At 69.6% G+C, this 20,991-nt stretch carries 11 protein-coding genes and 2 pseudogenes; 7 read left to right on the forward strand and 6 right to left on the reverse strand.

Annotated features, from left to right (window positions below; translation table 11 throughout):
- Positions 1 to 65 precede the first annotated feature (65 nt).
- On the reverse strand, positions 66 to 1,772 hold the full coding sequence (gene treS, locus AB0I23_RS01640) for a maltose alpha-D-glucosyltransferase (protein ID WP_359105862.1): 1,707 nt from the start codon (positions 1,770 to 1,772) through the stop codon (positions 66 to 68).
- Positions 1,769 to 3,823: an alpha-1,4-glucan--maltose-1-phosphate maltosyltransferase gene (locus AB0I23_RS01645; protein WP_359105865.1), complete on the reverse strand. Its 2,055-nt coding sequence runs from the start codon at positions 3,821 to 3,823 to the stop codon at positions 1,769 to 1,771. The genes treS and AB0I23_RS01645 overlap by 4 nt, the downstream gene beginning before the upstream one ends.
- A 948-nt stretch (positions 3,824 to 4,771) precedes the next feature.
- On the opposite strand from AB0I23_RS01645, the gene glgP reads away from it, so the two are divergent.
- Positions 4,772 to 7,375 (forward strand): alpha-glucan family phosphorylase, encoded by a 2,604-nt coding sequence (glgP, locus tag AB0I23_RS01650; protein WP_359105868.1) that lies wholly within the window; start codon positions 4,772 to 4,774, stop codon positions 7,373 to 7,375.
- A 213-nt stretch (positions 7,376 to 7,588) separates the two neighbouring features.
- On the opposite strand, the gene AB0I23_RS01655 is transcribed toward glgP, so the two are convergent.
- From AB0I23_RS01655 to AB0I23_RS01665, 3 genes are all read right to left on the reverse strand, one after another.
- Positions 7,589 to 9,616: a M4 family metallopeptidase gene (locus AB0I23_RS01655; RefSeq protein WP_359105871.1), complete on the reverse strand. Its 2,028-nt coding sequence runs from the start codon at positions 9,614 to 9,616 to the stop codon at positions 7,589 to 7,591.
- Positions 9,617 to 10,309: 693 nt separating this feature from the next.
- Entirely contained in the window at positions 10,310 to 12,301 is a 1,992-nt protein-coding gene (locus AB0I23_RS01660; protein ID WP_359105874.1) for an ABC transporter ATP-binding protein, read from the reverse strand.
- Complete coding sequence (locus AB0I23_RS01665; protein WP_359105876.1) at positions 12,298 to 14,142, reverse strand: ABC transporter ATP-binding protein; 1,845 nt, start codon at positions 14,140 to 14,142, stop codon at positions 12,298 to 12,300. Before AB0I23_RS01665 ends, AB0I23_RS01660 begins: the two co-directional genes overlap by 4 nt.
- A gap of 182 nt (positions 14,143 to 14,324) precedes the next feature.
- Between AB0I23_RS01665 and AB0I23_RS01670 the strand changes: the two genes are divergently transcribed.
- Genes AB0I23_RS01670 through AB0I23_RS01685 form a run of 4 tightly spaced genes read left to right on the forward strand, consistent with a single transcriptional unit; the run spans position 14,325 to position 17,989 of the window.
- Entirely contained in the window at positions 14,325 to 15,227 is a 903-nt protein-coding gene (locus AB0I23_RS01670) for an ABC transporter ATP-binding protein (RefSeq protein ID WP_359105878.1), read from the forward strand.
- Position 15,228: 1 nt separating this feature from the next.
- Positions 15,229 to 16,005 carry an ABC transporter permease gene (locus AB0I23_RS01675; RefSeq protein WP_359105879.1) on the forward strand — a complete coding sequence of 259 codons (777 nt, stop codon included), beginning with the start codon at positions 15,229 to 15,231 and terminating at the stop codon, positions 16,003 to 16,005.
- 24 nt (positions 16,006 to 16,029) lie between these two features.
- A complete protein-coding gene (locus tag AB0I23_RS01680; RefSeq protein ID WP_436846858.1) occupies positions 16,030 to 17,319 on the forward strand; it encodes a sensor histidine kinase in 1,290 nt (429 codons plus the stop codon).
- A gap of 19 nt (positions 17,320 to 17,338) precedes the next feature.
- The gene (locus AB0I23_RS01685) at positions 17,339 to 17,989 is read left to right on the forward strand and encodes a response regulator transcription factor (protein WP_359105881.1); all 651 of its coding nucleotides are present in this window, start codon (positions 17,339 to 17,341) and stop codon (positions 17,987 to 17,989) included.
- A 25-nt stretch (positions 17,990 to 18,014) separates the two neighbouring features.
- Here AB0I23_RS01685 and glgX read toward each other — a convergent pair whose 3' ends face one another.
- On the reverse strand, positions 18,015 to 20,294 hold the full coding sequence (gene glgX / locus AB0I23_RS01690; protein ID WP_359105883.1) for a glycogen debranching protein GlgX: 2,280 nt from the start codon (positions 20,292 to 20,294) through the stop codon (positions 18,015 to 18,017).
- A 154-nt stretch (positions 20,295 to 20,448) separates the two neighbouring features.
- On the opposite strand from glgX, the pseudogene AB0I23_RS01695 reads away from it, so the two are divergent.
- Positions 20,449 to 20,760: pseudogene (locus AB0I23_RS01695) on the forward strand (hypothetical protein); the annotation flags it as partial.
- Positions 20,756 to 20,956: pseudogene (locus AB0I23_RS01700) on the forward strand (hypothetical protein); the annotation flags it as partial. The pseudogenes AB0I23_RS01695 and AB0I23_RS01700, both read left to right, overlap by 5 nt.
- Positions 20,957 to 20,991: the final 35 nt, after the last annotated feature.

Here is a 20,991-nt window from a genome sequence, read left to right on the forward strand (position 1 = left end):
GGGAGATTGCCCCGTGCGGGGCGGCGGAAACCGCCCCGCTGGGTATGCGCGAAAGTGCCGCCGCATCAGATCGGTGGCGTGTCCTTCCGCAACCTGAACCAGTAGAACCCGTGTCCGGCGAGAGTCAGCAGGTAGGGCCACTGACCGATGGCGGGGAAGCGCACCCCGCCGATCAGCTCCACCGGATGACGCCCGTTGAACGACCGCAGATCGAGCTCCGTCGGCTGCGCGAACCGCGAGAAGTTGTGCACGCACAGCACGAGATCGTCCTTGTACTCACGGGTGAAGGCGAGCACCGCGGGGTTCGAGGAGGGCAGTTCGTTGTACGACCCCAGACCGAAGGCCCGATTCTGCTTACGGATCTCGATCATCCGCCGTGTCCAGTGCAGCAGCGACGACGGCGAGGCCATCGCCGCCTCGACGTTGGTCACCTGGTAGCCGTAGACCGGGTCCATGATCGTGGGGAGGTAGAGCCGCCCCGGATCGCTGGAGGAGAATCCCGCGTTCCGGTCGGGCGTCCACTGCATCGGGGTGCGTACGGCATCCCGGTCGCCCAGCCAGATGTTGTCGCCCATTCCGATCTCGTCCCCGTAGTACAGAATCGGGGAACCCGGCAGCGACAGGAGCAGGGCTGTGAACAGCTCGATCTGGTTGCGGTCGTTGTCCAGGAGGGATGCGAGCCGCCGCCGGATGCCGATGTTGGCCCGCATCCGTGGATCCTTGGCGTACTCCGCGTACATGTAGTCGCGCTCTTCGTCCGTGACCATCTCGAGCGTGAGCTCGTCGTGGTTGCGCAGGAAGATGCCCCATTGGCAACCGGAGGGAATCGCCGGGGTCTTCGCCAGGATTTCCGAGACCGGATAGCGGCTCTCGCGGCGCACGGCCATGAAGATGCGCGGCATCACCGGGAAATGGAACGCCATATGGCACTCGTCGCCGCCGGCCGGGAAGTCACCGAAGTAGTCGACGACGTCTTCCGGCCACTGATTGGCCTCGGCGAGCAGCACGGTGTCCGGGTAGTTCGCGTCGATCTCCTTGCGCACCCGCTTGAGGAACTCGTGGGTCTCCGGCAGGTTCTCGCAGTTGGTGCCCTCCCGCTGGTACAGATACGGCACGGCGTCGAGGCGGAAGCCGTCGATACCGAGATCCAGCCAGAACCGGAGGGCGGAGATGACCTCCTCCTGCACCGCCGGGTTCTCGTAGTTGAGATCCGGCTGGTGGGAGAAGAACCGGTGCCAGTAGTACTGCTTGCGCACCGGGTCGAAGGTCCAGTTGGACGTCTCCGTGTCGACGAAGATGATCCGCGCGTCCGGGAACTGCTTGTCGTCGTCGGCCCAGACGTAGTAGTCGCCGTACGGCCCGTCGGGATCGCTGCGCGACTGCTGGAACCAGTCGTGCTGATCGCTCGTGTGGTTCATGACGAAGTCGATGATCACGCGCATCCCGCGTTGGTGAGCGGCATCGACGAACTCCACGAAGTCGGCGAGATCGCCGAACTCCGGCAGCACGGCGGTGTAGTCGGAGACGTCGTATCCGCCGTCGCGCAAAGGCGACTTGAAGAACGGCGGCAGCCAGAGGCAGTCGACGCCGAGCCACTGCAGATAGTCCAACTTGGCGGTGAGGCCTTTGAGATCGCCGATGCCGTCGCCGTTGGAGTCCTGGAAGGACCGGACGAGGACCTCGTAGAAGACGGCGCGTTTGAACCAGTCGGGATCGCGGTCCTTGGCCGGGGTGTCCTCGAACAGGTCGTGGACGGGCTCATTGACAATCATGGTGTGGGTGACCCTCCGGTCGGCGGGGACGGTCGCAGGACGACGATGTGCGCGGGCGTGACGCCCGGCTCCAGACGCACATAGCAGGTCCTGCCCCAGTGATAGGTGTGGCCGGTGAGCTCGTCGCGCACCGGCACGGTCTCGTGCCAGTCGAGGCCGAGGTGCGGCATGTCCAACGAGACCGTGGCCTCCTGGGTGTGGTGAGGGTCGAGGTTGACGACCACCAGAACGATGTTCGAACCCGAACGCTTGCTGTACACGATCAGCGCGTCGTTGTCGGCGGCGTGGAAGTGCACGTCGCGCAGCTGCTGCAGTGCGGGGTGACGGCGCCTGATCCGGTTGAGCGAGGTGATGAGCGGAGCCAGGGAACGGCCCTCGCGCTCCGCCGACTCCCAGTCCCTGGGCCGGATTTCGTACTTCTCCGAGTTCAGGTACTCCTCGCTGCCGGCCCGCACCGGGGTGTTCTCGCACAGCTCGTACCCCGCGTACACGCCCCAGGACGGCGAGAGTGTCGCGGCGAGCACGGCCCGCGCCTCGAAGGCCGGGCGTCCGCCGCCCTGGAGATAGCCCGGCAGGATGTCCGGGGTGTTCACGAAGAAGTTGGGCCGCATGTAGGAGGCCGCGTCACCGGCCAGCTCGGTGACGTACTCCGTGAGCTCCTGCCTGGTATTGCGCCAGGTGAAGTACGTGTACGACTGCTGGAAACCGACCGTGGCGAGCGCGTGCATCATCGCGGGGCGGGTGAACGCCTCGGCCAGGAAGATCACGTCGGGGTCGGTGCGGTTGATGTCGGCGATCACCTTCTCCCAGAAGATCACCGGCTTGGTGTGCGGATTGTCGACGCGGAAGATCCGTACCCCGTGGTCCATCCAGAACCGCAGGACGCGGACGGTCTCCGCGACCAGCCCCCGCGGATCCTTGTCGAAGGCGATCGGATAGATGTCCTGGTACTTCTTGGGCGGGTTCTCCGCGTGCGCGATGGTGCCGTCCGGGCGGTGGTGGAACCACTCGGGATGTTTCTCCACCCACGGATGGTCGGGGGAGCACTGGAGCGCGAAGTCCAGCGCGATCTCCATGCGGAGGGCGCGGGCGGTTTCGACGAAGTGGTCGAAGTCGTCGAGCGTGCCGAGTTCGGGGTGGACGGCATCGTGACCGCCCTCGGCCGAGCCGATCGCCCACGGCACCCCCACGTCGTGGGCATCGGCTGACAACGAGTTGTTCGGGCCCTTGCGATGGGTGGTCCCGATGGGGTGGATGGGTGGCAGATAGACGACGTCGAACCCCATGGCGGCAACCGCGGGAAGCCGCTCGGCGGCAGTACGGAACGTGCCGCTGACCATCCTGCCCCGGTGCCCCTGCGGATGCTCCGCCGCCTTCCCCGCCCTGCCCTTCTTCGTCGCTCTCACCGGCTCGGCCGGCTCGAACCTGGCGCCCTCCGACCGCGGGAACAGTTCGTACCAGGAACCGAACAGGGCCCGTCGGCGCTCGACGACGAGAGGGAGCGGGCGAGCCGCGGTCACCAGCTCGCGCAGAGGGTGGCGGGCGAGCGCGGCGGTGGCCTCGTGAGCGAGCGCGGCGGCCAGCCGGGCGGCGGCCGGACGTGACTCGTCGCGCAACGCGTCGGCCGCGGCCAGCACCGCCTCACGCCCGTCCCGTTTGGGTACGCCCCCGGCGGCCCGCTCGTACAGCTCGGCGCCCTCCGCCAGGACGAGCGTGGTGTCGATCCCCGCAGGGATCTTGATCTGTGCGTGCCGGTGCCAGGTGGTCACCGGATCGCTCCAGGCCTCGACCGTGTACGTCCAGCGCCCTTCGGAGTCCGGCGTGACATCGGCGCCCCAGCGGTCGGTGCCGGGAGCGAGCTCACGCATCGGCGTCCACGGACCCGGGCGGCCGCTCGGATCCCGCAGAACGGCATTGGCGGCGACCGCCTCATGCCCCTCACGGAAGACGGTGGCCGTGACCTGGAAGGTCTCACCGGCAACGGCCTTGGCGGGCCTTCTGCCGCAATCGACGAGAGGACGGACGTCGAGGACGGGAATGCGACCGATCATGGAATCACCTGGGGACTGGAGCTCGGGCTGCACGGGGCGCGGTGCGGGCGTGGAGAGATGAGTGCGTACGCCGCGTCTGTGGGGGTCCGTCCTTTCTAGCTGCTCCGTTGACGGCTGATGGGGTGTGAGCATGGCCGCTCCTGTCCGCGTTCACTCGAATGGCACTCGAATGGCTGGGGTGCGGGTGTGGTGCGCGGGTGAGTACCGGATGCACACCGGACGTGTACGGACTGCGTACGAGCCGCTGCCGGATCGCAGATGATCCGCATTCGTGCCGGATTCGGGCTGTGTACCGCAGAAGCCTTCCCACGGTTGTCGGGGGGCCAATCCGGTGGTTTGTTAACTACTCGGGCGTAGCGGTGAAGGTCTGAAGGCGCCGGGCTCCGCCCCGTGCGCGGAGGCTCGTGGAGACCGTCCTCACCCGTCTTCGAGGCAGCGCCAGGGCGCCTCGACTGTGCCTGTCCGCATCGTCCTGTGCCGGTCGTGGGCGTTGCCGTGGCGGGCCCATGAACCGAAACCTCCTCCTCGACGTGGTGCGCGTCGCGTGGAGTCGCGTCGAAGGCCGGCCGGTCCTTCCCCGACCCGACCCCCGTACACGCCACTGGGCAGCCTTCCCTGTGCCGTGAAGGGCCACAAGGCTGCCCGAGGGGGTGGAATCGGCCATAACGCCCGTGGCGGATGAGCACCGATCTACCGAGAGGGGGCGGTGGGGCGGACGGTACGCAGGGGGCCGCTGATCCGGCGCCGGAGCCGCGGTGGGCGACGGCGCCGGAACCAACGGTGGGGGACGGAGCCGGGGGCGGGCGGCTCACCGGGTGCCGATCGCTGTGAGCCGGTCGCGCGCCGTGGTTGCGGAGCAGGGCACACCGTTACCGTCGAGGGTGACGGAGCGGCGCACACCGTGGTGCGTCCCCTCGGATTCGCAACTCCCCTGCAAAGGTGGAATACGTGAAGGCCATTCGTCGATTCACCGTGCGTCCTGTCCTCCCCGATCCCCTTCAACCGCTCAGCGACCTCGCCCGCAACCTGCGCTGGTCCTGGCACACCGAGACACGTGAGCTCTTCCAAGCCGTCGACCCGGAGGGCGGGCGGGCGGCGGACTCCGACCCCGTACGTCTGCTCGGCGCCGTTTCCGCCGGGCGCCTCGCCGAGCTGGCCCGGGACCAGCAGTTTCTGCACCGGCTGACCGAGGCGTCCGCCGCCCTCCAGGAGTATCTCGACGGTCCGCGGTGGTACCAGGAGCAACTGGCGCGGGGTGCGGAACTGCCCGCCGCCGTGGCGTACTTCTCGCCCGAATTCGGCGTGACCGCAGCCCTTCCGCAGTACTCCGGCGGACTCGGCATCCTCGCCGGGGACCATCTGAAGGCCGCCAGCGACCTGGGCGTGCCCCTCGTCGGGGTCGGCCTGCTCTACCGGCACGGCTACTTCCGGCAGAGCCTGTCGCGCGACGGCTGGCAGCAGGAGCACTATCCCCTCCTCGACCCGAACGAACTGCCGCTCACCCTGGTGCGCGAGGCAGACGGATCACCGAGCCGAGTGGTACTGACCCTTCCCGGCGGCCGCTCGCTCCACGCCCACATCTGGCAGGCCCAGGTCGGCCGCGTCCCGCTCCTCCTGCTCGACTCCGACGTGGAGGAGAACGCGCCCGGCGAGCGCGAGGTCACCGACCGGCTGTACGGCGGTGGCAGCGAACACCGGCTGCTGCAGGAGATACTGCTCGGCATCGGCGGCGTACGAGCGGTGCGGACCTACTGCCGGCTCACCGGGCACGCGGCCCCGGAGGTCTTCCACACCAACGAGGGGCACGCCGGTTTCCTCGGTCTCGAACGCATCCGTGAACTCTCCGGAACCGGGCTGGATTTCGACTCCTCGGTCGAGGCGGTCCGGGCCGGCACGGTGTTCACCACCCACACCCCGGTGCCTGCCGGAATCGATCGCTTCGACCGGGAGCTCATCGCCCGTCACTTCGGCGACGACGGCGAACTGCCGGGTGTCGGGGTCGAGCGGATCCTGCAGCTCGGTATGGAGACGTATCCCGGCGGCGAGCCCACCCTCTTCAACATGGCGGTCATGGGCCTGCGGCTCGCTCAGCGGGCCAACGGCGTCTCCACCCTGCACGGGGCGGTCAGCCGGAGGATGTTCGCCGGACTGTGGCCGGGCTTCGACGCCGCGGAGGTGCCGATCACCTCGGTGACCAACGGTGTTCACGCACCCACCTGGGTCGCCCCCGAGATCTTCGGGCTGCGAGCCCGGTACGGCGGCACGCCGGGACGCTGGGACGCGGCGGCCGGAATCCCGGACCGCGAAATCTGGGATCTGCGGCGGACGCTGCGCGAACAGCTGGTGACCGAGGTCCGCACGAGGCTTGCCGCCTCCTGGCGCACGCGTGGTGCGGAGCCGGCCGAACTCGGGTGGATCGACGGCGTGCTGGACCCGGATGTGCTGACGATCGGCTTCGCCCGCCGCGTGCCCTCGTACAAGCGGCTGACCCTGATGCTTCGTGACCGCGACCGGCTGATGGAACTGCTCCTCCACCCGACGCGGCCGATCCAGATCGTCGTCGCAGGCAAGGCGCACCCCGCCGACGACAGCGGAAAACGGCTGGTCCAGGAATTGGTCCGGTTCACCGACGACCCCAGGGTCCGCCACCGCATCGTCTTCCTGCCCGACTACGGGATGGCCATGGCGCAGAAGCTCTACCCCGGCTGCGACGTCTGGCTCAACAACCCGCTGCGGCCTCTGGAGGCGTGCGGCACGAGCGGCATGAAGGCCGCGCTCAACGGCTGTCTCAACCTGTCCGTGCTCGACGGCTGGTGGGACGAGTGGTTCGAACCCGACTTCGGCTGGGCGATCCCGACCGCCGACGGGTCCGCGACGGACGAGGACCGTCGTGACGAGCTGGAGGCGAATGCCCTCTACGAGCTGCTCGAGGAATGGGTGGCACCGCGCTTCTACGACCGGGGGGACGACGGACTTCCCGGGCGCTGGGTCGAGATGGTCCGCCGCACCGTGGGCACGCTCGGCCCCAAGGTCCTCGCAGGACGCATGGTGCGTGAGTACGTCGAGCGGCTGTACGCCCCCGCCGCGCTCGCCCATCGCTCCCTGGACGCCGCCACGGCGCGGGAGCTCGCGGACTGGAAGGCCAGGGTCCGTGCCGCCTGGCCACGGGTCGCAGTCGACCACGTGGAGGCCGTGGCGCCCAGTACGGTCGGCGGTTCGGCCGAGCTGGGGGCGACGCTGTCGCTGCGTGTCCGGATCGCTCTCGGAGCACTGGAGCCGGACGATGTGGAGGTGCAGGCGGTGGCCGGGCGGGTCGACTCCGCCGACGCGATCTCGGACGCGCAGGTCTTCCCGCTGAAGCCGGCCGGAGGCCAGGACCTGGAGGGCCGCTGGCTGTACGAGGGACTGCTCGCCCTCGACCGGACGGGCCCCTACGGCTACACGGTGCGGGTGCTTCCCGCTCACCCGCTCCTGGCAACGAGCGCGGAGCTCGGCCTGGTCGCGCTGCCGACGGAGGCGACGGGCGACGGCGCGGGCGTACTGATGCGCTGACCACCCGTCCTTTTCCGGGGCCCGGCAACCTGCGAGGTGCCGGGCCTCTTCGTCCTCCGAACGCACGCGTTGTCGTGTTCATGAGGTGAATGGAGGTTTCTCACCCATTGCGGAGACCACACGCAGCTCACCGCACGGCGAACCGCCCGGGAGGAATGGGGGCTCCTCCCGGGCGGGACTACCGCATCACGTGCGCGGAACGCGGTGCTGGGTTCAGAAGGTCAGCTTGAAGCTGTTGATGGTGCCGGTGTCACCCGCGTAGACGTCCTGGACCTTCAGCTTCCAGGTGCCGTTGGCGACCTCGGACGACGCGTTGACGGTGTACGTCGTCTGGACGTTGTCCGCAGAATCGGAGATCGAGGAGTTCTTCAGCCGGTAGGCCGTGCCGTCCGGTGCGACGAGGTCGATGACGAGGTCACCGCGCCAGGTGTGGGTGATGTCCACACCGACCTGCAGGGTGCTGGGTGCGTTGCCCGTGACGCCGGTGACGTTGACCGAGCTGGTGACGGCCGCGCCGCCGTCCGGGATGGCGATGCGGGTGGTGTTCTCGAAGACCGTGCCACCGGTGCCACCACCGGAGCGCGAGCCGACGCTGACGCCGGCCCAGGCATCGGCGACCGCCTTGTACTCGGCGCTCGTCGTGCCGTACAGGTCACCGGCCGCGGCGAGGGTACCGGTACGAGCGGCCGCGTAGTTCGTCGTGGAGCTGAACTTGGTGGTGAGCGCCTTGAACCAGATCAGCGCCGCCTTGTCGCGGCCGATGCCGGTCACCGGCAGGCCGTCGGAGGTCGGGGAGTTGTACGAGACGCCGTTGACGGTCTTGGCGCCGCTGCCCTCGGAGAGGAGGTAGAAGAAGTGGTTCGCCGGACCCGAGGAGTAGTGGACGTCCACACTGCCGATGCCGGAGTACCAGGCGTCCTTGGACGCGCCGTCCTTGCTCGGCTTGTCCATGTAACGCAGCGGGGTGCCGTTGCCGTTGATGTCGATCTTCTCACCGATCAGGTAGTCGCCCTTGTCGGTGGTGTTGTTGGCGTAGAACTCGACCGCGCTGGCCATGATGTCACTGGTCGCCTCGTTGAGACCGCCGGACTCCCCGCTGTAGACCAGGCCGGCGGTGACCGAGGTGACACCGTGCGTCATCTCGTGCGCGGCCACGTCGAGGGAGGTCAGCGGCTTGGCGTTGCCGCTGCCGTCTCCGTAGGTCATGCAGAAGCAGCTGTCGCTCCAGAACGCGTTGACGTAGTTGTTGCCGTAGTGGACGCGGGAGTACGCGCCGACGCCGTCGCCCCGGATACCGGTGCGGCCCTGCACGTTCTTGTAGTAGTCCCAGGTCAAGGCCGCGCCGTAGTGCGCGTCCGCTCCGGCGGTCTCGACGTTCTGCGGAGTGCCGTCGCCCCAGACGTCGTCGGAGCCGGAGAAGAGCGTTCCGGTGCCGGACGTGCCGTGGTTCAGGTTGTACGTCTTGTGGTTGCCGCGTCCGGTGTCGGTCAGCGTGTACGACGGCGCGGTGCCGAGCGTGACCTGACCGCTGTACTGGGTGTTGCCGGTACCGGTCTCGATGGCCTGCCACTCGTAGAGCTTCGCACCGGTGGACGCGTCCGTGACGACGTGCAGCTCGTTGGGGGTGCCGTCGTCCTGGAGCCCGCCGACGACGGTCTCGTAGGCGAGCTGCGGCTTGCCCTGGGCCATCCAGACCACCTTGCGCGGTGCCCGGTCGGCGACGGTCTTCTTGGAACCGGCGGCCTTGGCCGCGCCGAGAGCCTGCGTCTCGGCCTTGGCCGGGGCGATGTCGGCCGCGGTGCCGACGGCCTTCAGCTGCGCAGAGGTGACCTTGGACGCCTTGGTGACGCTCTCGGTCCTACCGGCCTTGGACTCCTGGACGATCAGGTCGCCACCGAGGACCGGAAGCCCGCTGAAGGTCCGCTCGTAGCGCGTGTGCGTGGTGCCGTCGTTGTCCTGGATGACATCCCGGACGACGAGCTGCTCCTGAGAGCCGAGACCGAGCTCCTTGGCCGTGGCCGCCTTGCTCGCGTTGGCCTCGCGGATCAGTTCGGCACGCGCGGAGGGGGAGAGCTGCTTGGCCAGCGCGCCATGCTTGGCGTTGGTGGCGACCGGGGCGGGAGCGGCGGAGCCGCCGGCTGTGGCAGTTGCCGTGCCCGTCTGGACTCCTACGGCGAGGAGGGCTGCTACGGCTATCAGAGCGCCGGTCGCGGTGGCGCGACGGCTGGGCGTGGAACTCACGCGGACTCCTTCTGCGAGGGGGGTACCGGCGGCTGGGTGGGCCGACCGGGCAGAGCAGGCGGTGCGCAGAACGGGGGAAGAGTGGCAGCAGATGGACTCTCCTGTCAGGACCGCGTCAACAAGTTGGCCAGAATTCGTCCGTTGCCAGAAAGGTCATGTCCGTTAAGCGGACGTTTCATCGGTTGTCACCGTGGAGGTGTCCAGGGCCCGGAGCGGCCGATTTCGGGGAGCAGGCCCGAGTTGAGCACGAACGCACGGGGTTCGAACGGCCAGTTCGGCACGGGGTCGTGGCCACCGGCCGAAAGTGTCTTGAAATGTGGCTTGTTCTGAACGGTCCAGTCCGTGTCGTGCAGTAAAGGCCAAGTAAAGCGCCGCGCGGTGGCCGAGTCGCGGCAGCTTCCGACCGGTTCGCAAGGACGGGAAGGAGGAAGCGGAAGCGGCTCGCCGTGCGAGGGATGCCGGAGGGCGGTGCGGGTGCCGTCGGGCGCCACCGGGTTGTCGTGGCGGCCGAGTTCGGTGACGCGGCCGTCCGGCATGACGGCCACGCGGGCCGCGTCGGAGGCGGCGCGCGACGGTGGGGACGCTGCACCCTTCGGGGTCGGCCGATCCGCACAGCCACCGGCGGGCGACGTCGGTCAGTTACTGCCCGGAGTCATGGCGCAGCACATCCTGGAATTGCGCATCGTGTGCGCATCAGGCCAGGCTTTCCCGCCAGGCGCGGTGGAGTCCGGCGAACCGGCCCGTACCGCCGATGAGTTCGGACGGGGAGCCGTCCTCCACGATCCGGCCGTACTCCATCACCAGCACCCGGTCCGCGATCTCCACGGTCGACAGCCGGTGGGCGATCACGACCGCGGTGCGGCCGTGCAGCACCGTGTCCATGGCCCGCTGCACGGCGCGTTCGCCGGGGATATCGAGGGAGCTCGTCGCTTCATCGAGGATCAGCACCGCCGGATCCGCGAGCAGGGCGCGGGCGAAGGCGACCAGTTGGCGCTGGCCCGCCGAGATCCGCCCGCCCCTCTTGCGTACATCCGTGTCGTACCCGTCGGGCAGTCCGCTGATGAAGTCGTGCGCGCCGATCGCCTTCGCGGCCCGCTCGATCTCGTCGCGAGAGGCCTCCGGGCGGCCGATGGCGATGTTCTCGGCGACCGTCCCCGAGAAGAGGAACGCCTCCTGGGTCACCATCACGACACCGCGCCGCAGTTCGGGCGTGGCCAGATCACGCAGATCCGTCCCGTCCAGCAGCACCCGGCCGTCGGTCGGGTCGTAGAACCGGGCCAGCAGCTTGGCGAGCGTCGACTTCCCGGCGCCCGTGGAGCCGACCACGGCCACGGTCTGCCCGGCCGGGATCTCGAGATCGAAGCGGGGCAGCACTTCGCCGCCCGTGCGGTAGGCGAATCTCACCGAGTCGAAGACGACATCCCGCCCTGGGTACTGACCCGTGCGGGCAGGCAGCTCCCGCGGGTTCGTCGCCTCGGGGACGGTGGGGGTCTGGGCCAGCAGCCCCGCGATCTTCTCCAGCGAAGCCGCAGCCGACTGATAGGAGTTGAGGAACATGCCGAGCCGGTCGATCGGGTCGTACAGCCGTCGCAGGTAGAGCACGGCCGCGGCCAGCACGCCGAGCGCGAGTGTCCCGGAGGCGACTCGGTACGCACCCCACAGCACGATTCCGGCGACGGCCGTGTTGGCGACCAGCCGGGAACCGACCACGTAGCGCGCCATCTCCAGCAAGGCGGCGCCGTTCGTCCGGCAGTGCTGCTGATTGAGCCGCTCGAATTCTGTGTCGTTGATGCGCTCGCGACGGAACGCCTGGACGGGACGGATCCCGTTGATCGTCTCCGCGAACTTCACGATGACCGCTGCGATTGCTGTCGACCGGGCGGCGTAGATCACCCCGGCGCGCCGCTGGTAGAGCCGCACCAGCAGATAGAGCGGCACGAACGAGAGGACGGCGACCGCACCGAGACCGACGTCCAGCCACAGCAGCATCAACGAGATGGAGAGGAAGGAGAGCACGACGCCGATCAGTTCCTGCAGCCCCTCGCTGAGCAGCTCCCGCAGCGACTCCACATCCGTGGTGGACCGGGAGATCAGCCGGCCCGAGGTGTAGCGCTCATGGAAGTCCACGCTCAGCGCCTGCGCATGACGGAAGATCCGCCCCCGGAGATCGAGCAGCACGTCCTGGTTGATCCGGGCGGAGGCCTGGATGAACGCGTACTGCATGCTTCCCGCGCCCGCCGAACACAGTGCGTACCCGATGGCCACGGCGATCAGCGGTCCGTAGTCCTTGTCGCGGAACGCGGGTACGCCGCTGTCGATCGCGTACGCGACGAGCAGCGGGCCCGCCTGGACCGCGGCCTGCTGGATCAGCAGGAACAGCGCGGCCACCACCACCCTGCCCCTGAGCGGGCCGAGCAGGGACAGCAGCAGGGCGCGGGTCGCGCCACGCGGAGTGGGCAGGCTGTCCTGGTCGAAGGGGTCCTGGGCGCCGGAGCCGGGTTCGGGAGCGGCCCCGGGCGCCTTCCGTGTGGTGCCGTCCGGTCCTGTTGCCGGCCGGTCGCGGGTCAGGGTGTCCGTGCCCCTGGCCGCGTCCGCAGTGCCGGTGGTTGCGTCGGAGCCGCTCAGGGGCTCGTTCTCGTCGCTGCCGCCTGCTTCCGCGGGGCGTCCGGTCGTCGCATCGGTCATCGGGTGCTGCCCTTCTCGGCAGGGACGTCCATGGCAGGCATGCCGTCGGTGGAGACGAATCCGGGCGCGTCCCCGGCGCCGGACATCAGCCAGGCGTACTCGGCGTTGCTGCGCAGCAGTTCCTGGTGGGTGCCGACGGCGCTGATCCGGCCCTCGGACAGCAACGCCACCCGGTCCGCGAGCATCACGGTGGACGGCCGGTGGGCGACCACGATGGCCGTGGTCGACTCGAGCACGCGCCGCAGGGCGGCCTCCACCAGCGCCTCCGTATGTACGTCCAGGGCCGAGAGCGGGTCGTCGAGCACCAGGAAGCGCGGCTGCCCGACGACGGCACGGGCCAGCGCGAGGCGCTGCCGCTGACCGCCGGAGAGACTGAGCCCCTGCTCGCCGACCTGGGTGTGGATGCCTTCCGGCAGGTCGTACACGAAGTCGGCCTGGGCGATCGAGAGCGCCCGCCGCAGCTCGTCCTCGCCGGCGCCGTCGGCCCCCATGAGGACGTTCTCCCCGACGCTCGCCGAGAAGAGCGTCGGCTCCTCGAACGCCACGGACACCAGCTCACGCAGCTGTTCGCGCCGCAGGGTGGTGATGTCGGTGCCGTCCAGCGTGATCCGCCCGGCGGTGGCGTCGTGCAGCCTCGGTACGAGGGCGGTGAGCGTCGTCTTCCCCGATCCCGTGGCCCCGACCAGAGCCATCGTCTCGCCGGACCGGATCCGCAGATCGATCCGGGTGAGTACGGGTACGGAGTCCGGCTCCGCGTCGGGGTAACGGAACTCGACGCCTTCGAAGACCATTCCGCCGTCCGCGTGCTGCTGCGAGGTCGCCGGGGAAGACCCCGCGGCGGTCTCGCGCTCCTCCTCCACATCCATCACCTCGAAGAACCGCTCGGTCGCCGTCGCCGACTCCTGGCTCATCGCCAGAAGGAAGCCGATCGACTCGACCGGCCAGCGCAGCGCGAGCGCGGTCGACAGGAACGCCACCAGCGTGCCCGCCGAGAGATCCCCGTCGGCGACCTGGATCGTGCCGAGAACCAGCGCCGCACCGATCGCCAGCTCCGGGATCGTGGTGATGAGGGCCCAGATGCCGGCCAGCAGCCTGGCCTTGTCGAGTTCGGTGCCACGCAGTCGCTGGGAGAGGCCGCGGAAGGCCAGCGCCTGGCTTCGGTGCCTCCCGAAGCCCTTGATGATCCGGATGCCGAGGACGCTCTCCTCGACGACCGTTGTCAGATCGCCGACCTGGTCCTGGGCCTTGCGCGCCACCACCGCGAACTTCGTCTCGAAGACGGAGCAGAGAATCACCAGCGGCACGACCGGGACGAGCAGCACCAGGCCCAGCGTCCACTGCTGCGCCAGCAAAATGATGAAACCGACCAGGATGGTGCTGGCGTTGACCAGGAGAAACGTCAGTGGGAATGCCAGGAACATGCGCAGCAGCATCAGGTCCGTGGTTCCGCGCGACAGCAGCTGCCCGGACGACCAGCGGTCGTGGAAGGCCACCGGCAGCCGTTGCAGATGCCGGTACAGGTCGGCCCGCATCGATGCCTCGACGCCCGCCAGCGGCCGCGCCACGAGCCATCGCCGCAGCCCGAAGAGCAGTGCCTCGGCGATGCCCAGCAACAACAGGTACAGCGCACCGAGCCAGACTCCGCCCGGGTCACGATGCGCGACCGGACCGTCCACGATCCACTTCAGTACGAGGGGTATCACCAGGCCGAGACAGGAGGCGACGATCGCCACGGCCGCCGCCGCGGACAGGCGGATACGTACAGGCTGCACGTAAGGCCACAGCCGCAGCAGGGAGCGCGCGGCGGACCGGTCCTTGGGCTCTACATGTGTTTCGGGCATCAGGGGCGAGCCTACGGTTCACCACTGACATCGCTCATCCGGTTTTCGTCGCTCTGTCGACATCCCGTCCCCCGATGGCCCGTGACCGCCCGGTCGTACCCCGGAGTCAACCGATCGGCTGATGTCGTTTCGAGCGTGATGGCCGATGCCGCCCGGCCCCGCCCGACGGGACCCTCGTAGCCATGGCAATCATCGAAGTGAACGCGGTGCACAAGGCCTACGCCGGGCGCACCGCGGTGGACGGAGTGACGTTCGCCGTCGACGAGGGGGAGATCTTCGGGATTCTCGGCCCCAACGGCGCGGGCAAGACCACGACCGTCGAATGCGTCGAGGGTCTGCGGATCCCCGACTCCGGTACGGTCCGGGTCGCCGGACTCGACCCCGTCGCCGACCACGGACGAGTGACGCAACTGCTGGGCGCCCAGCTCCAGGAGAGCGAGCTGCAGGCGAAGCTCACGGTCCGCGAGGCGTTGGAGCTGTACAGCGCCTTCCATCCGAACCCCGCCGACTGGCGGACCCTGGCCGAACGGCTCGGTCTGCACACCAAGCTCACCACGCGCTTCGCCAAGCTGTCGGGCGGTCAGAAGCAGCGGCTTTCCATCGCCCTCGCCCTGGTCGGCAACCCACGGGTCGTGGTGCTCGACGAGCTGACCACCGGACTTGATCCGCGGGCCCGCCGTGACACCTGGCAGCTGATCGAAGAGGTACGGGACAGTGGTGTGACCGTCCTCCTCGTCACTCATTTCATGGAGGAGGCGCAACGACTCTGCGACCGGATCGCGGTGATCGACCAGGGGAAGGTCGTGGCCCTCGACACCCCGTCCGGTCTGATCAGCAAGGCGGGCAGCTCCACGGTCATCTCCTTCACGCCGTCTCAGCCGCTCGACGACACCGAGCTGTGCCTGCTGCCCGAGGCGGTCTCCGTCGAGCAGATCGACGGCCGGATCGTCATCAACGGCACCGACGAGACGGTCAACGCGGTCATCTCGCTGCTGGCCCGCCACCGCATCACCGCACACCGACTCCGCGTCACCGAGGCCACTCTGGACGACGCCTTCCTCGACCTCACAGAACAGGCGGCCTGAGATGACCACGGCGAACCCGGCCAAGGCACGGACCGCGACCAGCCCATGGGCAGCGGTACTCAGGACCGAGACACGGCTCTTCCTCCGCGAACCCGGCAGCCTGTTCTGGATCCTCGTCTTCCCGACCGCGCTGCTGACGATCCTCGGCCTGATCCCGTCCTTCCGGGACCCCGACGACGCGCTCGGTGGCCGCCGCGTCGTCGATCTGTACGTACCGGTGTCGGTGCTGCTCGCCATGATCATGGCCGGGATCGGGGCCATGCCGCCCATTCTCACCGGCTACCGCGAGCGCGGGATCCTGCGCCGGATGTCGACCACTCCGGTGCCGCCGTCCGCCCTGCTCACCGCGCAGATCGCCCTGCACGGCGCCGCGGCCCTCGGCTCCGCCGCGCTGGTGACGGCCGTCGGCCGCACCGTCTTCGGCGTGAGGCTGCCCGGACAGCCTTTCGGCTACGTCCTGGCGCTGCTCCTGGCGACCGCGAGCGTCCTCAGCCTCGGCGCGCTGCTCTGTGCGCTCTCCCGCACCACCAAGGCCTCCGCCGCCATCGGCTCGGTCGCCAACCTCGTGATGATGTTCACCGCCGGGGTCTGGATCCCGGTGCAGACCATGCCCGACACCCTTCGGCGCATCGTTCAGGTCACCCCGTTCGGCGCGGCCTCCCAGGCGCTGGACCGGGCGGCGTCCGGCGGCTGGCCCGGCTGGGCCCAGCTGGGCGTGATGGCGCTGTGGGCGGCCCTGGTGACCCTGCTCGCGACCCGTCTGTTCCGATGGGAGTGACCGGTTCCGGGGGAGACTTCACCCATGAACGCGGGGGACATGGCTGAGGCGACCACAACCGGACCGACGACGGCCGCGCAGTTGGGGGATCGGTTCTTCCGGTACGGGCCGTACGGTCTGCTCGGCCTGGGCACCGCGGTCTCGGCCGTGGCCGCCGACCTCATCATGTCCCGCGCGGACGTGTACGCCGTCGCGGTACTGGTTCCGGTGGCGCTCGTCCTCCAGCTCTGGTGGGGGCGGGTGCGGCCGGGTGTTACCCCGAAGTCGCGGGCGGCGCAGTTCTACTTTGTCGCCCGCACCCTGCTCGCCTTCGCCCTGACCTGGTGCAACCCGTTCTTCTCGATGTTCGCGGTGCTCGGCTACTTCGACGCGGGCCGGCTGCTCCCGGATCGGGCCGTCCGGGCCGGCCTGCTCGCCACCGCCGTCATCATGGCGGGCTCGCAGTGCGGCAGTGGTCTCCCGCCGGACACTCTCATGAACTGGATTGCCTTCGGCATCCTCCTTGCCCTGCATGGGACTCTCACGATGGTGTTCGCCCAGATCGGCGACCGGGAGGCCGAGCACGCCCGCAACCAGGTCGACACCATCGCCGATCTGGAGTCCGCCAACGCCCGTCTCGAACAGGCCCTCGCGGAGAACGCGGGCCTGCACGCCCAACTTCTCGTCCAGGCGCGCGAGGCGGGCGTCGCCGACGAGCGGCGCCGCCTCGCCGTCGAGATCCACGACACGCTCGCCCAGGGCCTGACCGGCATCATCGCCCAGCTCCAGGTGGTGACCTCGGTCGCCGACACCGATCCCGCTCTGGCCAGGCAGCACCTCGACCGTGCCGCCGCACTGGCCCGGCACAGCCTGGGCGAGGCGCGTCGCTCGGTGCACGATCTGGTCCCCGCCGCACTGGAGCACGACGACCTTCCGGGCGCGCTGAAGAAGACGGTCACCGGCTGGGCCGAACGCCACGGGGTCCGGGCCGAGTTCACGGTCACCGGTACCGCCGAGCCGGTCCACGACGAGATAGCCGCCACCTTGCTCCGTATCGCAGAGGAAGCCCTCGCCAACGCCGGCCGCCATGCCCGGGCCGCACGGGTCGGCATCACCCTGTCCTTCATGGGCGACGAACTGACCCTGGACGTACGGGACGACGGCTGCGGCTTCGACCCGGCCGCCCTGCCGCCGTACAGCGGCGCGGGCGGTTTCGGGCTCGGCGGCATGCGGGCCCGCGCCGAACGCATCGCGGGCACCGTCGAGGTGGAGACGGAGCCGGGCCGCGGCACGGCGGTCTGCGCCCGGGTGCCACTGGTTCAGCACAGCCGATGACCAGTACGGTTGGCCTGCCATGGCTGAGGATTCCGCACGCGTCATCACGCTCGTCGTCGTCGACGACCACCCCGTCGTACGGGACGGTCTGCGCGGCATGTTCGACTCGGCCCCGGGCTTCCGGGTCCTCGGGGAGGCGTCGAACGGGGTGGAGGGCGTCGACCTCGTGGCCCGGCTCGACCCCGATGTCGTTCTGATGGACCTGCGTATGCCGGGCGGGGGCGGAGTCGCCGCGATCGCCGAACTGACCGGGCGCGGCACCCGGTCCAAGGTGCTCGTTCTGACCACGTACGACACCGACTCCGACACGCTGCCCGCGATCGAGGCGGGCGCGACCGGCTATCTGCTCAAGGACGCGCCCCGCGACGAGTTGTTCAACGCCGTTCGCGCCGCCGCCGACGGACGTACCGTGCTGTCGCCCGCAGTCGCCTCCCGGCTCGTCTCGCGGGTACGTGCCCCCGGGACCGCGGGCCACGAGGCGCTGTCCGCTCGCGAGCGCGAGGTGCTCGAACTGGTCGCCAAGGGCACCTCGAACCGGGAGATCGCCGCCGAACTGTTCATCAGCGAGGCAACGGTGAAGACCCATCTCACGCACATCTTCGCGAAACTGGGGGCCAAGGACCGCGCCGCCGCCGTCGCGACCGCATACGAGCGCGGCATCCTCGGCTGACCCCGGCCGTCCGCCCTGTTCCGCATCACTCCCTGACGCGCAGCAGCACCACCGCCCTCGCCGGCACCGTCAGCATCTCGGAGCCGCGGTGCACGGTCCCCGGAGCGGTGGACTGGTCCTCCCGCGAGGTGTCCAGCACCAGTTCGTACGCCTGCGCCCACGGCGGCCCGGGAAGCCGGAAGCCGATCGGGTGGTCGGCGGCGTGCAGGATGGCCAGGAAGCTGTCGTCCGTGACCTGTTCGCCGCGCGCGTCCCGGCCCGGGATGTCGCGCCCGGAGAGATAGAGGCCGACCGTCGCGGCCGGTGCGTACCAGTCCGCCTCCGTCATCTCCGTACCCTGCCGGGTGAACCACGCGAGGTCCCGCAGCCCGTCCTCGGCCTGTGCCCGGCCGGAGAAGAACGCCCGGCGGCGCAGCACCGGATGGGTGTGGCGCAGTGCGAGCAGCCGGGCCGTCAGTTCGGTCAGCTCCCGCCACTGGGGCTGGTCGCGCAGGGACCAGTCCAGCCAGCTCACCTCGTTGTCCTGGCAGTACGCGTTGTTGTTGCCGCCTTGCGTACGCCCCATCTCGTCGCCCGCGACCAGCATCGGCACCCCGGTCGACAGCAGCAGCGTGGTGAGCATGTTGCGCAACTGGCGGCGGCGCAGCGCGTTGATGCCGGGGGCGTCGGTCGCGCCCTCGGCGCCGCAGTTCCAGGCCCGGTTGTCCGACGTGCCGTCCCGGTTGCCCTCGCCGTTGGCCTCGTTGTGCTTCTGCTCGTAACTGACCAGATCGCGCAGTGTGAAGCCGTCGTGCGCGGTGATGAAGTTGACCGAGGCGTACGGGCGGCGGCCGCCCCACGCGTAGAGATCACTGGATCCGGTCAGCCGGTAGCCGAGATCCCGTACGTCGGGCAGGGCGCCGCGCCAGAAGTCCCGCACGGCGTCCCGGTAGCGGTCGTTCCACTCCGTCCACAGCGGGGGGAAGGCGCCGACCTGGTAGCCGCCGTTGCCGACGTCCCACGGCTCCGCGATCAGCTTCACCCGGCGCAGCACCGGGTCCTGGGCGATCACCGCGAGGAACGGGGACAGCATGTCGACGTCGTGCATCGAGCGGGCCAGCGCCGCCGCCAGATCGAAGCGGAAGCCGTCGACGCCCATCTCGGTGACCCAGTACCGCAGCGAGTCCGTGATCAGCCGCAGCACATGCGGCTGCACCACATGCAGGGTGTTTCCGCAGCCGGTGTAGTCGGTGTACCGCCGGGCGTCGGACTGGAGCCGGTAGTAGCCGCGGTTGTCGATGCCGCGCAGGGACAGCATCGGGCCCAGCTCACCCGCCTCCGCCGTGTGGTTGTAGACCACGTCGAGGATGACCTCGATCCCGGCGTCGTGCAGCGCCCGCACCATCCGTTTGAACTCGCCGACCTGCTGGCCTCCCGTCCCGCTCGCCGAGTAGTCCGCGTGCGGGGCGAAGTAGCCGATGGAGTTGTAGCCCCAGTAGTTGCGCAGGCCGCGCCGCAGCAGATGGTCCTCGTGGGCGAATTGATGCACCGGCAGCAGCTCCACCGCCGTCACGCCGAGCCGCGTCAGATGGCCGATGGCCGCCGGGTGGGCGAGTCCGGCGTACGTACCCCGGAGCTCCTCCGGGATCCCCGGGTGCCGCTTGGTGAAGCCACGCACATGCAGTTCGTAGATGACGGAGTCGGCCCACGGGGTCTTGGGCCGCCGGTCCTCCGCCCAGTCGTCGTCATCGTGGACGACGACACCCTTCGGTACGTACGGAGCGGAGTCCCGTTCGTCCCGGACGGTGTCGGCGACATGCTGCTGCGGCCAGTCCCTCACATGGCCGTAGACCTCGGCCGGCAGGGTGAACGAGCCGTCCACCGCACGTGCGTACGGATCCAGCAGCAGTTTCGCCGCGTTCCAGCGGGCGCCCGTCCACGGGTCCCAGCGGCCGTGCACCCGGTAGCCGTAGCGCTGACCCGGCCGTACGCCCGGCACGAAACCGTGCCAGATCTCATGGGTCAGCTCGGTCAGCGGGAGGCGTGTCTCGTTCCCCTCCTCGTCGAAGAGGCAGAGCTCGACCGCCTCGGCCCCGCCCGCCCAGAGCGCGAAGTTGGTGCCCGCCACCGCGTCCGGACCCACCCGGAAACGGGCTCCGAGCGGCATCGGCGCACCCGGCCACACGGCCGGCGGCCGCTGCCTGTCGGCGAGCGCCCGACGTGCCGCCGGGCCGGTCCCCGCCTCGGCCCCTGTCTCCTCCGATGTCCGTTCCAGCGCTGTCCTGACCGACTGCGGCACTGCCTCCTGCTCGGCTGCGCTCGACACCTCTCAGCCTCCCGCGGCTCATCCGGACCCGGCGCCGAAGAGGAGCGCGCGGCGTCCCGGCCGCGGCTCCCCGAATGTGGTCCTCCCTTCTGTTCTGCCCACGGCGGGGCCCGCACTCACGTTTCCCCCGACCGGCCCTGGTCGTCGGGGGGACATGAACCACAACGCCAAGAAGGCAGGGGCGAGCGCGGTCACCACGCTGAGACGGGGAGGACCGCTCGCTGTACTGGCCGTGCTGTCCGTACTGACCGGCTGCACCCATGCGGAATCCTTCACCGCGGGAAGCCGAGGTCGCCGCGGGACGCGATCAGGATCACCCCCGCAGGACCGGGCCAAGAACATCGGTCCGGATGCCCGGATCGTGGTGAAGGTCCCCGACGGTCGGCTGGAGCGCGTCACGGTGACGCAGACCGAGGACGCACGGGAGCGGGAGGTGCCGGGCCGGATCGCGCGGGACGCTATGTCCTGGAGCCCGCGTGGCGCCTCGGGGCGGCTCGGCCCGGCTGCGAAGTACACCGGCCGGATGGTTCTTCGGGCGGACGCCCGTCGGGGATGTCATCGAGGTCGTCAACTCCAAGGACAGGCACGTGGCGCCGGACAACGGGCTCGGCGGCCGGAACCTGAACCGGACCCGGTGGAAGGCGGGCTCCGCGCTCCGCTGAAACACGTCTGCGCCGATGTTCCCCGGGACCTCCGA

This window comes from Streptomyces atratus (genome assembly GCF_040655115.1).
Classification (GTDB): domain Bacteria; phylum Actinomycetota; class Actinomycetes; order Streptomycetales; family Streptomycetaceae; genus Streptomyces; species Streptomyces atratus_D.